General features: G+C 69.0%; 11 protein-coding genes and 1 tRNA gene. 8 read left to right on the top strand and 4 right to left on the bottom strand.

Annotated features, from left to right (window positions below; all coding sequences use genetic code 11):
- Positions 1-774 carry a thioesterase family protein gene (locus tag G6N34_RS25850; protein ID WP_085152307.1) on the bottom strand — a complete coding sequence of 258 codons (774 nt, stop codon included), beginning with the start codon at positions 772-774 and terminating at the stop codon, positions 1-3.
- Positions 775-994: 220 nt separating this feature from the next.
- Positions 995-1,077 (bottom strand) — tRNA-Leu (locus G6N34_RS25845).
- 226 nt (positions 1,078-1,303) lie between these two features.
- Between G6N34_RS25845 and G6N34_RS25840 the strand changes: the two genes are divergently transcribed.
- The 7 genes from G6N34_RS25840 to pknB all read left to right on the top strand — a co-directional run bounded on the left by G6N34_RS25840 (position 1,304) and on the right by pknB (position 11,175).
- Positions 1,304-2,818 carry an FHA domain-containing protein gene (locus G6N34_RS25840; protein WP_085152306.1) on the top strand — a complete coding sequence of 505 codons (1,515 nt, stop codon included), beginning with the start codon at positions 1,304-1,306 and terminating at the stop codon, positions 2,816-2,818.
- Between the two features lie 108 nt (positions 2,819-2,926).
- Positions 2,927-3,394: an FHA domain-containing protein FhaB/FipA gene (locus tag G6N34_RS25835; protein WP_085152305.1), complete on the top strand. Its 468-nt coding sequence runs from the start codon at positions 2,927-2,929 to the stop codon at positions 3,392-3,394.
- Complete coding sequence (locus tag G6N34_RS25830) at positions 3,391-4,914, top strand: PP2C family protein-serine/threonine phosphatase (RefSeq protein WP_085152304.1); 1,524 nt, start codon at positions 3,391-3,393, stop codon at positions 4,912-4,914. The genes G6N34_RS25835 and G6N34_RS25830 overlap by 4 nt, the downstream gene beginning before the upstream one ends.
- A gap of 22 nt (positions 4,915-4,936) precedes the next feature.
- Positions 4,937-6,349, top strand: a complete 1,413-nt coding sequence (locus tag G6N34_RS25825) for a peptidoglycan glycosyltransferase RodA (protein WP_085152303.1) — start codon at positions 4,937-4,939, stop codon at positions 6,347-6,349.
- On the top strand, positions 6,346-7,821 hold the full coding sequence (gene pbpA / locus G6N34_RS25820) for a D,D-transpeptidase PbpA (protein ID WP_085152302.1): 1,476 nt from the start codon (positions 6,346-6,348) through the stop codon (positions 7,819-7,821). Before G6N34_RS25825 ends, pbpA begins: the two co-directional genes overlap by 4 nt.
- A gap of 145 nt (positions 7,822-7,966) precedes the next feature.
- Entirely contained in the window at positions 7,967-9,310 is a 1,344-nt protein-coding gene (locus G6N34_RS25815; RefSeq protein WP_085152301.1) for a protein kinase domain-containing protein, read from the top strand.
- Positions 9,307-11,175: a Stk1 family PASTA domain-containing Ser/Thr kinase gene (pknB, locus tag G6N34_RS25810; protein ID WP_085152300.1), complete on the top strand. Its 1,869-nt coding sequence runs from the start codon at positions 9,307-9,309 to the stop codon at positions 11,173-11,175. The genes G6N34_RS25815 and pknB overlap by 4 nt, the downstream gene beginning before the upstream one ends.
- Here pknB and G6N34_RS25805 read toward each other — a convergent pair.
- Positions 11,141-11,830 carry an aminodeoxychorismate/anthranilate synthase component II gene (locus G6N34_RS25805; RefSeq protein WP_085152341.1) on the bottom strand — a complete coding sequence of 230 codons (690 nt, stop codon included), beginning with the start codon at positions 11,828-11,830 and terminating at the stop codon, positions 11,141-11,143. The two genes, pknB and G6N34_RS25805, sit on opposite strands and share 35 nt — an antisense overlap.
- A gap of 189 nt (positions 11,831-12,019) precedes the next feature.
- Positions 12,020-12,790, bottom strand: a complete 771-nt coding sequence (locus G6N34_RS25800) for a DUF881 domain-containing protein (protein WP_085152299.1) — start codon at positions 12,788-12,790, stop codon at positions 12,020-12,022.
- A 109-nt stretch (positions 12,791-12,899) separates the two neighbouring features.
- Here G6N34_RS25800 and crgA point away from each other — a divergent pair, with 109 nt between their 5' ends.
- Complete coding sequence (gene crgA / locus G6N34_RS25795) at positions 12,900-13,163, top strand: cell division protein CrgA (protein WP_085152298.1); 264 nt, start codon at positions 12,900-12,902, stop codon at positions 13,161-13,163.
- The last annotated feature ends 116 nt before the right edge of the window (positions 13,164-13,279 follow it).

The following is a 13,279-nucleotide window of genomic DNA, read 5'->3' as shown; positions in this document are numbered from 1 at the left end:
CTACGCGACCGGGCGCACCGTCAGCATCTGCGACGACGACCCGATCGGCCCGGTCTCGTCGTGGATGACGCTGTGCGTCAGGCCCAGACCGTCCGCGCCGAAGGACACCGTGGTGTCGAACCCCAGCCAGCCGCCGCGCGGCTCGGAGAACAGATGCGCGGTCAGGTCGATGTTCGGGAACGCCACCTGGGCCGGGTCGGCCCGCACGGCCAGCCCGTTACCGATGTCGAGCAGCCCGATCGCGGCGGCGGCCGGGCTCACCGTCTCTCCGGCGAGCAGCCCGACATTGGTGCGCACCCAGGCCGTCGCCCGGCCAGGGCCGACCTCCCTCCGCCGGACATCGGCGGAGGCGATGAACCCGCCCCGCCACAGCGCGGACATGTCCCAGGCCGGCGTGTCCTCTGGGCTGGGGATCGGCGCGAAGCTCGACCCGGCGAGCTGTTCGGTGCCGAAGCGCTGCATCAGCCACACCCGCAGCACCAGCACCGCGCGGCCAGCATGGCTCATGGTCGCCTCGACCAGCTCGATGCTGCGGCCCGGGCGGCGCACCTGCACGTCCACCTCCACCGCCGCGATGGGCACCGTGCCGAGGATGTCGTAGGACAGTCGGGTCAGCGGCAGGCGGTCGTCGCGGCGACGGTCGCGGTCCTGTTCGACGGCGTGTGCAAGCAGGCCGAGCGAGGGCGCGATGTGCTGCTCGGCGCGGTTCCACGCCCCCTGAGTGTGCTCGGTGGCGGCGAAGCGAGACTCGCCGAGACGCTCGAAGTAATGCACCCGGCGATGATGCCCGCCGACCCGCGCCAATCACGAACCGCGCACCGCATCGAGTGGGAGACGACGCAGTGAGGAGTCGGTGTGGCCGCAACCACGGCCTGGACAATCGGCGGCGTCGGCCAGCCCGGAGCAGGTCCCTGAAAACCCCACCAAACAAAAAGGTCACGAACCATTTCTGGTTCGTGACCTCTGTGTTCGCGGGTTCTGGACCCACTCAGTGTGGGCGAAGGGGGACTTGAACCCCCACGTCCCGAAGGACACTGGCACCTGAAGCCAGCGCGTCTGCCATTCCGCCACTCGCCCAAACGAACTGCGACACCGTATCACGGTCGGCGGCCGGTTCCCGAATCGCGAGGTCAGCCAAATCTACAGGGCGCTGACCTGCACCGACGCAATTCTCAGAGTTCTTATGGTGACTATGTGACACCGAAGGCCGATACCATGGACGGGAAATATCACAGTGGCGCGACACGGCTGACCGCGGCACTGACCTGGTCGGCACAAAAGACACCTGAGGCAGGCGGTGAGAATGGGGCTGGTGCAGCGGTTTGACCGCAAGCTCGAGTCCACCGTCGGCGACGCGTTCGCTCGGGTGTTCGGCGGGTCGATCGTCCCGCAGGAAGTCGAGGGCATGTTGCGCCGCGAGGCCGCCGACGGCGTCCGCTCGCTGCAAGGCGGGGTGCTGTTGGCACCCAATGAGTACGTCATCCGGCTCAGCCCCGCCGACCACAAAAAGGTGCTCGCCGATCCAGATCTCACGTCGGATACTTTTGCCCGACACCTTGGGGGATACATCGGTGAACAGGGGTGGCAAACGTATGGTGATGTGGTTGTCCGATTCGAAGCATCGCCGAATCTGCACACCGGCCAGGTCCGGGCAAAAGGTGTCGTCAACCCTGACGCCGTTGTCGGACCAGCCCCCACACCCGAGCCCACCCCGAGCGCAGCACCACCCGCCGCGCCACAATCAGACCGTGCGTCGAACGCAGAACCAGGAGTACCACCGATGAGCGACAATCCGAGCTACCGCGGCAGCCAGGGACAGGGACGCCCCGGTGATGAGTACTACGACGAGCGCTACGGCCGGCCGGAGGATCCGCAGGCCCAGGAGCCGCGCGGCGGTTACGCGCCCGGTCAGGAGCCGGGTGGCTACGGCCAGCCCCCGCAGGGCGGCTACGGCGAGCCCCCGCGCCCGGGCGGCTACCCCGACCAGGGTGGCTACGCCCCCAACTATGAGCAGCGTCCGCCCGCCGGCGGCTACGGCGGCCCGCCCTCGGGTGGCTACGACGCCCCCGGCGGCTACGACGCCCCCGGCGGCTACGGCGACCAGGGCGGCTACGACCAGGGCCCCCGCCAGGGCGGCGGCTACCCCGGCCCCGGCCCGCAGGGCGGCTACCCGCAGGGTGGCGGCTACGGCGAGCCCCCGCGCGGCGACTACGACTACGGCCGCGGTCCCGAGGGCCGCCCCGAGCCCCCGCGCCAGCCGGGGCCCGACTACGGCCGTCCAGATCCGCGCGGCGGTTACGGCGACCAGGGCGGCTACGACCAGGGCTACGGCCAGCCGCAGGGCTATGGTCGCCAGGACTACGCGCAGCCCCAGGGTGACTACGGCCAGCCCGACTACGGCCGCGGCTACGACGCCCCCGGCGGCTACGGCGACCAGGGCGGCTACGACCAGGGCTATGGCCAGCCGCCGGCCCAGGGCGGCTACGGCTACGGCCAGCCCCCCGCGCCGGGCGGCTACGGCGCCGCCGCCGGCGCGATGGTCACTCTGCAGCTCGACGACGGCAGCGGCCGCACCTACCAGCTGCGTGAGGGCGCCAACGTCGTCGGCCGCGGCCAGGACGCACAGTTCCGCCTCCCCGACACCGGGGTCTCGCGCCGCCACCTGGAGATCCGGTGGGACGGACAGGTCGCGCTGCTGTCCGACCTGAACTCGACCAACGGCACCACGGTGAACAACGCGCCGGTGCAGGAATGGCAGCTTGCTGACGGCGACGTCATCCGGCTCGGCCACTCCGAGATCGTCGTTCGCGTCCACTGACGTCAGACGATCCACACCAGACACGGGCGACGCGCGGCGGCTTCGCGCCCGCCCCGGTGACCGGCCCAGTATCGTGACGTTGCCGCGCGATTTCGGGAAGGACGCCAGATGCAGGGATTAGTTCTGCAGCTGACGCGTGCCGGTTTCCTGCTGCTGCTGTGGCTGTTCATCTGGTCCGTGCTGCGCATCCTGCGCACCGACATCTACGCACCGACCGGAGCGGTCATGGTTCGGCGCGGCCTGGTGCTGCGCGGCAACCTGCTTCCGGCCCGCCAGCACCGCTCGACGCCGCGCCAACTGGTGGTCACGGCCGGTGCACTGGCCGGCACCAAGATCACGCTGGGCAACCAACCCGTGCTGATCGGCCGCGCAGACGATTCCACTCTGGTGTTGACCGACGACTACGCCTCCACCCGCCATGCCCGGCTGTCCCCACGGGGTTCGGAATGGTATGTGGAGGATCTAGGATCGACCAACGGCACATACCTCGACAGGGCGAAGGTGACGACGGCTGTACGCGTTCCCATAGGCACGCCGGTGCGAATCGGCAAAACGGCAATTGAGCTGCGCCCGTGACCCTCGGATTGCGCTATGCAGCGCGCAGCGACCGCGGTCTCGTCCGCGCCAATAACGAGGACTCGGTATACGCCGGGGCCAGGCTGCTCGCCCTCGCCGACGGCATGGGCGGTCACGCGGCCGGTGAGGTCGCCTCCCAACTGGTGATCGCGGCGCTGGCCCACCTCGACGACGACGAGCCCGGCGGCGACCTTCTCAGCAAGCTCAACGACGCCGTGCACCAGGGCAACTCGGCCATCGCCGCACACGTCGAGGCCGAGCCCGAACTCGAGGGCATGGGCACGACGCTCACCGCGATCCTGTTCGACGGCCACCGCCTCGGCCTGGTGCACATCGGCGACTCGCGCGGATATCTCCTGCGCGACGGCGAACTCAACCAGATCACCAAGGACGACACCTTCGTCCAGACCCTGGTCGACGAGGGCCGCATCACGGCCGAGGAGGCGCACAGCCACCCGCAGCGCTCGCTCATCATGCGCGCGCTCACCGGACACGAAGTCGAACCCACGCTGATCATGCGCGAGGCCCGGGTCGGCGACCGCTACCTGCTGTGCTCCGATGGCCTGTCCGATCCCGTCAGCCACGACACGATCCTCGAGGCGCTGCAGTTGCCCGACGTCGTCGAGAGTGCCGACCGGCTCATCGAACTCGCACTGCGCGGCGGCGGCCCGGACAACGTGACCGTTGTCGTCGCCGACGTGGTGGACTACGACCACGGCCAAACCCAGCCCATCCTGGCCGGTGCGGTGTCCGGGGACGACGGCAGTTCGTCCGCCCCGCCCAATACCTCCGCGGGCCGCGCCTCGGCGATCAACCCGCGCAAACCGGCCGCCAAACGTGTTGTACCGCAGCCTGACCCGCCGGCAAAGAAGCCCCGGAGCCGGCGCCGGATGATCATCGCGGCGACGCTCATGGCGCTGCTGGTGTTGGCTGGCCTGGCAGTCGGCCGCCAGATCATCCGCAACAACTACTTCGTCACCGAGCACGACGGCACGGTGTCGATCATGCGCGGCATCCAGGGTTCGCTGCTGGGCATCTCGATGTCGGAGCCGTTCCTGCTGGGCTGCCTCAACGACCGCAATGAGCTGTCGCAGATCAGCTTCGGCCAGCAGCAGTACAACTGCCGCCTGATGCAACTGCAGGATCTGCGCCCGTCCGAGCGCGCCCAGGTTGCGGCCGGACTGCCCGGCGGCTCGCTGGACGACGCGATCGCCCAACTGCGCCAGTTGGCCGAGACCTCCCTGCTGCCGGTCTGCCTGCCGCCCACCCCGCCGACCCCGAAGCCGAGTCCCGCGCCTGCGCCGCCGCGCGGTCCCGCGCCGGGCCCCACGAACCGCTCCGCTCCGGCTCCCACACCCGGACCGACCCCCACCGAAGCTCCCACTGAAACACCGAACCCAACACCGGGTTCCGACAAGCCCCCGACGCCCACCGCGACCCCGACGCCCCCGCCCACCACCGTGACGACCCTGCCTCCGGCGCCACAGAAACCGGGGACGGATTGCCGGGCGGCGGCATGAGCGCCGACAGAGCGGACCGCGTATGACCACCGCGCCTCAGTCCCCGGTCACGGTGGTGCCGCCTCTGCCCAATCGGCGTAACGCCGAACTCCTGCTGCTGTGCTTCGCGGCCGCGATCACCACCGTGGCACTGCTGCTCGTCGAGGTGAATCAGGAGCAGGGCGTCTCACTGGACCTGCTGGCGTTCACCGGGGGCTTCCTGGTGCTGTTCGGCGTTGCGCACCTGGCGATCCGGCGCTTTGCGCCCTACGCCGATCCGCTGCTGCTGCCCGTGGTCGCGCTGCTCAACGGGCTCGGCCTGGTGATGATCCACCGGTTGGACCTGGTGCAGGTCGGCGTGGACGATTCGACACCGAGCGCCCATCAGCAGCTGTTGTGGACGCTCGTCGGCGTCATCGGTTTCGTCCTGGTCATGGTGCTGCTCAAGGACCATCGGCAGTTGGCGCGCTACGGGTATGTCCTCGGCCTCGTCGCCCTGGTGCTGCTCGCGATCCCCGCGGTGCTGCCCGCGAAGTACTCCGAGGAGTACGGCGCCAAGATCTGGATTCGGTTCGAGGGCTTCTCGATTCAGCCCGCCGAGTTCTCCAAGATCCTGCTGCTGATCTTCTTCGCATCGGTGCTGGTGTCCAAGCGCAACCTGTTCACCAGCGCCGGCAAGCACGTGCTGGGCATGGACCTGCCGCGGCCCCGCGACCTCGCGCCGATGCTCGTGGTGTGGGTCGTGTCGGTGGGCGTGATGGTCTTCGAGAAGGACCTCGGCACCTCGCTGCTGCTGTACGCGTCGTTCCTGGCGATGGTCTACGTCGCCACCGAGCGGTTCAGCTGGGTGGCCATCGGCCTGGCGCTGTTCGCCGCGGGCAGTGTGGCGGCCTACTTCCTGTTCGGTCACGTCCAGGTGCGTGTGAAGAACTGGCTCGACCCGTTCGCCGACCCCGACGGCGCCGGCCACCAGACCGTGCAGGCCCTGTTCAGCTTCGCCACCGGAGGAGTGTTCGGCACCGGTCTGGGCAACGGCCAGCCCGGCACGGTCCCGGCGGCGTCGACGGACTTCATCATCGCCGCGGTCGGTGAGGAACTGGGCCTGGTCGGCTTGGCGGGCGTGCTGATGCTCTACACGATCGTCATCATCCGCGGCCTGCGCACCGCGATCGCCGTGCGCGACAGCTTCGGCAAGCTGCTGGCCGCCGGCCTGGCCGCCACGCTGGGCATCCAGCTCTTCATCGTCGTCGGCGGCGTGACGAATCTGATCCCGCTGACCGGCCTGACCACGCCGTGGATGTCCTACGGCGGCTCGTCGCTGGTGGCCAACTATGTGCTGCTGGCGATCCTGATCCGCATCTCGCACGGGGCGCGCCGCCCGATCGTCACCGCACCGCTGCCCGCGACGCAACCGCCCATCGCGGCCGCCAGCACCGAGGTGATCGAGAAGGTATGAACACCTCACTGCGCCGCGTGTCCATGACCTTGATGGCCCTGGTCGTGCTGCTGCTGCTGAACGCGACCCTGACCCAGGTGTTCACGGCCGACGGCCTGCGCGCCGACCCCCGCAACCAGCGGGTGCTGCTCGACGAGTACTCCCGTCAACGTGGCCAGATCTCGGCGGGCGGCCAACTGATGGCCTACTCGGTGTCGACGACGGGCCGCTACCGCTACCTGCGCGTGTATCCGAACCCGAACATGTACGCGCCGATCACCGGGTTCTACTCGTTGAGCTACTCGAGCACCGGCCTCGAGCGCGCCGAGGACTCCATCCTCAACGGCTCCGATCAGCGCCTGTTCGGCCGCCGGCTGGCCGATTTCTTCACGGGCCGCGATCCCCGCGGCGGCAGCGTCGACACGACGATCGTGCCGCGCGTCCAGCAGGCCGCGTACGACGCCATGCAGCAGGGCTGCGACGGCGGGTGCCGGGGAGCCGTCGTCGCCCTCGATCCCAAGACCGGCAAGATCCTGTCGCTGGTGTCGTCGCCGTCGTACGACCCCAATCGCCTGGCCACACACGACTCCGCCGCACAGTCGGAGGCCTGGCAGGAACTGCGTGACGACCCCTCTGACCCGCTGAGCAACCGGGCCATCTCCGAGCGCTACCCACCGGGTTCGACGTTCAAGGTGATCACCACCGCGGCGGCGTTGCAGTCCGGGGTCACTGAGGACGAGCGACTCACCGCGCTGCCGTCGGTGCCGCTGCCCGACAGCAGCGCGACGCTGGAGAACTACGGCGGCGCGCCCTGCGGATCCGGCCAGACCGCATCGCTGCAGGAGGCGTTCGCGCGGTCCTGCAACACCGCGTTCGTCCAGTTGGGGCTGCGTCTTGGCGCAGACTCGCTGCGCAACGCGGCGTCGTCGTTCGGGCTCGACAACCCGCAGGAGCCGATCCCGCTGCAGGTCGCGGAGTCGACGGTCGGGCCGATCCAGGACCGGGCCGCGCTCGCGATGTCCTCGATCGGGCAGCGCGACGTCGCCATGACGCCGCTGCAGAACGCACTGGTCGCTGCCGCGATCGCCAACAAGGGGGTGATGATGCAGCCGTATCTGATCGACAGTCTCAAGGGGCCCGACTTGGCGAACATCGCCACCACGGAGCCCGTCGAGCAGCGCCGTGCCGTGTCGCCGCAGGTCGCAGCTAAACTTACGGATTTGATGATCGGTGCCGAGCAGTTCACTCAACAGACCGGGGCCATCCCCGGGGTGCAGATCGCGTCCAAGACCGGCACCGCCGAACACGGAACCGATCCGCGCAACACTCCGCCGCACGCGTGGTACATCGCTTTCGCGCCCGCACAGGACCCGAAGGTCGCCCTCGCGGTGCTGGTGGAGAACGGCGGCAACCGACTGTCCGCAACCGGCGGTGCAGTCGCGGCGCCCATTGGCCGTGCCGTGATCTCGGCGGCACTTCAGGGAGGATCATGAGTCCGCGCAGGCGACCGCGAGCGAGGAACGAGCGAGTGGGAGCCAAGCCCTTGAGCCCCAGCAGGCGAGCGAGGGACGAGCGAATGGGAGCCCAGCCCTTGAGCCCCAGCAGGCGAGCGAGGGACGAGCGAATGGGAGCCCAGCCATGAGTCCCCGTGTAGGTGTCACGCTGTCCGGCCGCTACCGGCTCCAGCGCCTCATCGCCACCGGCGGAATGGGCCAGGTCTGGGAAGCGGTCGACAGCCGACTGGGCCGTCGCGTCGCAGTCAAGGTGCTCAAGGCCGAGTACTCGTCCGACCCCGAGTTCGTCGAGCGGTTCCGCGCCGAGGCCCGCACCGTCGCCATGCTCAACCATCCCGGCATCGCCAGCGTGCACGACTACGGCGAGACCGAGATCGACGGCGAGGGCCGCACGGCCTACCTCGTCATGGAACTGGTCAACGGTGAACCGCTGAACTCCGTCCTCAAGCGCACGGGCCGACTGTCGCTGCGGCACTCCCTGGACATGCTCGAGCAGACTGGGCGCGCGCTGCAGGTGGCCCATTCGGCCGGCCTGGTGCACCGCGACGTCAAGCCCGGCAACATCCTGATCACCCCGACGGGCCAGGTGAAGCTCACCGACTTCGGCATCGCCAAGGCCGTCGACGCCGCACCGGTCACACAGACCGGCATGGTCATGGGCACCGCGCAGTACATCGCGCCCGAGCAGGCCCTGGGGCACGATGCCACCGCGGCCAGTGACGTGTATTCACTCGGCGTCGTGGGCTATGAGGCGGTGTCGGGCAAGCGCCCCTTCACCGGTGACGGCGCGCTGACGGTCGCGATGAAGCACATCAAGGAGACGCCGGCGCCGCTGCCTGCGGACCTGCCGCCCAATGTCCGCGAACTGATCGAGATCACGCTGGCCAAGAACCCTGGCGTGCGGTACAAGTCCGGCGGTCCCTTCGCCGACGCCGTCGCAGCAGTGCGGTCGGGTCGGCGCCCACCGCGGCCCAACGCCGCGCCGACCATTGGGCGCGCGGCACCGGCCGCCATCCCCTCGACAACCGCCACCCGCGCGGTCGCCCCGGCCACCACCGCGCGTCCCCGTCCGGCGTCCGGCAGTCACCGCACGCCGCCGCCGCGGCGCACGTTCTCCTCGGGCCAGCGCGCGCTGCTCTGGGCCGCCGGCGTCCTGGGTGCGCTGGCGATCGTCATCGCGGTCCTCATCGTGGTCAACGCCCGCGACGGACGCCTCAACCAGCAGCAGCCTCCGCCGACGGTGACCAACACGATCACCCCCGGGCAGGAGACGGGCACCGAGCCACCCTCGGACTCTCCGGCCGGTGAGGCGCCGATCGAGCCGTCCAACTGGTCACCGGATTGGACTCCGGGAGCGCACACCGAGGATGCTGGACAGCACATCAGCCCGGTCACCGTCGAGGTGAGCGACGCCCAACCCGACTCCGCACGACTTGTCGTGCCCTCTGACGACGAGACTGTGCAATGACCACGCCCGAGCTGCTCTCCGGCCGATACGAACTCGGTGAAATTCTCGGGTTCGGCGGCATGTCGGAGGTCCACCTGGCTCGAGACACCCGCCTGCACCGCGATGTCGCGGTCAAGGTGCTGCGCGCCGACTTGGCCCGCGACCCCAGCTTCTACCTGCGGTTCCGGCGTGAGGCCCAGAACGCTGCCGCGCTGAACCATCCCGCGATCGTCGCGGTCTACGACACCGGCGAGGCCGAGACGGCCACCGGTCCGCTGCCCTACATCGTGATGGAGTACGTCGACGGTGTGACGCTGCGCGACATCGTGCACAACGACGGCCCGATGCCGCCGAAGCGCGCCATCGAGGTGATCGCCGACGCGTGCCAGGCGCTGAACTTCAGCCACACGCACGGCATCATCCACCGCGACGTCAAACCGGCCAACATCATGATCAGCAAGGCCGGCGCGGTGAAGGTGATGGACTTCGGCATCGCCCGTGCGCTCGCCGACGCGCAGCACCGCGTGACGCAGACCGCCGCGGTGATCGGCACCGCGCAGTACCTCTCACCCGAGCAGGCCCGAGGTGAGGCCGTCGACGCTCGCTCCGACGTCTACTCGTTGGGCTGCGTGTTGTACGAAATGCTCACCGGGGAACCACCTTTCGTCGGTGACTCACCCGTCGCGGTGGCCTACCAGCATGTCCGGGAGGATCCGGTGCCGCCGTCGCAGCGGCATCCCGGCATCGGTCCGGAACTCGACGCGGTGGTGCTCAAAGCGCTGGCGAAGAACCCCGACAACCGCTATCAGTCGGCCGCCGAGATGCGCGCCGATCTGGTGCGCGTGCACAACGGGGAGGCGCCGGAGGCGCCGAAGGTGCTCACCGACGACGAGCGCTCGTCGATGCTGTCGTCCCCGCCGGCCTACCGCGGCGACCACACCGAACAGATGCCGCGGCAGGCGGACTACGCCGATGGGTCCCGTCGCTCGGTGGCCCGCTGGCTGTCCGCGGTCGCGGTGCTCGCGGTGCTCACCGTCGTCGTGACCATCGCGATCAACGTGTTCGGCGGGTCGACGCGCGATGTGCAGGTGCCCGACGTCAGTGGCGTGGTGTCAGCCGACGCGATCGCGACGCTGCAGAACCGCGGCTTCAAGACCCGTACGGCGCAGAAGCCGGACTCCGAGGTTCCGCCCGACCATGTGATCAGCACCGACCCGCCGGCCAACACCTCGGCGGGGGCGGGCGACGAGATCACCATCAACGTCTCGACCGGACCCGAGCAACGCGAAGTCCCTGAGGTGGCGCAGCTGTCGTACGGCGACGCGGTGCGGAAGCTCAAGGCCGCCGGGTTCACGGTGTTCAAGCAGGCCAACTCGCCGTCGACGCCCGAACTCAAGGACAAGGTGCTCGGCACCAATCCGCCGGCCAACCAGACGTCGGCCATAACCAACGAGATCACCGTCATCGTCGGATCGGGCCCGGAGACCAAGGGCATCCCCGACGTGAGCGGGCAGAGCATCGACGTCGCGACGCAGAACCTGTCGGTCTACGGGTTCACCCGGATCGCTCAGGTCGAGGTCGACAGCACGGCCCCCGCGGGCACGGTGATCGGCACCAATCCGCGGACGGGGGAGACCGTCTCGCTGGATTCGGTGGTTGAACTGCAGGTGTCGCGCGGCAATCAGTTCGTGATGCCCAACCTGATCGGCCAGTTCTGGGACGACGTGTACCCGACGCTGCGCGCGCTGGGGTGGACCGGAGTGTTGATCAAGGGCAACAACGTCGACAACAGCGGTCAGCGCAGCAATGCGGTGGTGACCCAGAGCCCGTCGCCGGGCGCCGGGGTCAACTTCAACTCGCCGATTTCGCTGAGCTTCGCGTCGTAGGCCGATCGGTGGCCGCCGCGACCGCGTCGGCCACCTCGGTCTCCAACCGGCGCACCAGCGTCTCGGGCGGCGCCTCGCCGCAGAAACCCAGCCAGTTGGCGAGCATCCGGTGGCCGCCCTCGGTGAGGATGGACTCCGGGTGGAACTGCACGCCGTGGATGGGCAGTTCCCGGTGCCGAACCCCCATGATGATGCCGCTGCGGGTCTGCGCGGTGACCTCGAGTTCATCGGGCAGCGTCTCAGGAAGAATCGTCAGTGAGTGATACCGGGTCGCCGTGAACGGATCCGGAAGTCCCTGCAGCACACTGGTATTGCGATGGAATACGGTGCTGGTCTTTCCGTGCAGCAGTTCCGGGGCCCGGTCGACCGTCCCGCCGAAGGCTACGCCGATCGCCTGATGGCCCAGGCACACTCCGAGCACCGGGGTCTTGTGGCGGGCGCTCGCGTGCACCAGGTCGATGGTCGCGCCGGCGCGCTCCGGGGTGCCCGGTCCGGGGCTCAGCAGAAGCCCGTCGAACTCCTGCGCGACGAGGTCCACGTCGGCCAACCGGTCGTCGTCGTTGCGCCAGACCTGCGCGTGCACACCAAGCTGGCCCAGGTATTGGACCAGGTTGAACACGAAGCTGTCGTAGTTGTCGACGACCAAAACCTGCATCGGCACAGGTTACCCGTCCCCACCAGGCACCTTCACGTCGGCGAGAGCCCTCTTCATTCCGGTGAGAGCCCCTTACCTCTTCGGCGACCGGCCGTGTTGGTACCCGACACGCCGGGGTCACGCGTACCAACACGGCCTCTCGGTGGGGGAGAGGGTCGGCCGGGGAGAGGGTCGGCGGGGGAGGGGAAGTCAGTAGCCGATCGGGCCCGTCGGGGTCGCGTAGCGCAAGCGCTGCGGCGCGGAGTGCCCGACGACCTGCAGGTCGTCGTCGGCCTCCTCGGTGTAGCCCAGGCCGAACCGAACCACGTACTGCTTGTACAGAGTCACCAGCGGGGCCGCCGCCAACGCGCTCTGCATGGCCGCGGCGTCGCCGATGGCCGTGATGCGGTACGGCGGGCTGTAGGTGCGGCCGTTGAGGAGCAGGGTGTTACCCACACAGCGTGGCGCCGAGGTGGTGAGCAGCCGCTGGTCCTGCATCTGGATCGCCTCGGCCCCCGCACTCCACAGCGCGTTGACGACGGCCAAGATGTCCTGCTGGTGGACCACGAGGTCATCGGGGGAGGCGTCGCGGGGGAATCGGCCGTTGGCGTCGCGCTGCGCGTCGGTCAACGTGACGACCAGGCCCGGGCCGCGCACCGGTTCGAAGCCGGCCTCGGCAGCCAACTGCTGCGACCTGGCCTGCATGGCTGCCAACGCCGCATCGGAGAACTTCCCGTGGGTGGAGTCGATCTGCTCGGTCAGCGCATCGCGCTCGGCGGCGAGGCGGTCCATGGACGACTGGGTCTCACGCACCAGGTCGACCAGTCGGGGGGCGTCACTGCGCCGGATCTCGTCGCCGCCCGACACACCGTGCGTGGCGGCCAGCAGAAGTCCGGCCAGAAGGCACACCACGGGGACGCCGTACCGCCAGCGCGAGCGCGCCGAAGTCGGCCGATCCGCGGGGGCCGCGCTCTGGGTCATGGCCTGGACTCCTGGAGTGTCGGAAGTGCGTGTGCCGCTGCGTTAGGCTCTAGGCGATCCTGCCGCGATGTCCATCGTCGCACCAGCTCATCCCTCAGCGAAGGTAGCCATGCCCAAGTCCAAGGTCCGCAAGAAGAACGACTTCACGATCAACCCTGTGAGCCGGACCCCGGTCAAGGTCAAGGCCGGCCCGTCGAGCACCTGGTTCGTCGTGTTGTTCGTCGGGTTGATGCTGATCGGCCTGGTCTGGCTTCTGGTGTTCCAGCTCGCCTCGTCGTACCTGCCATGGATGGCGGATCTCGGCCCGTGGAACTACGCGATCGCGTTTGCTTTCATGATCGCCGGTCTGTTGCTCACGATGCGGTGGCGCTGAGCCAAGCGTTCCCGCAAGATGAATTCATTCGGTGATCGTTCGCCTCTCTAAGCTTCAGCCCGCCGCGGACACAATCACACGCGTGTTATTCATCCCCATTGTTGATAGCGCTTGTG

Origin of the sequence: Mycolicibacterium confluentis, from assembly GCF_010729895.1 — a bacterium.
GTDB classification, from domain to species: domain Bacteria; phylum Actinomycetota; class Actinomycetes; order Mycobacteriales; family Mycobacteriaceae; genus Mycobacterium; species Mycobacterium confluentis.
Note: the sequence above shows the minus strand (reverse complement) of the source record. Positions and strands in the feature narration are given on the sequence as shown.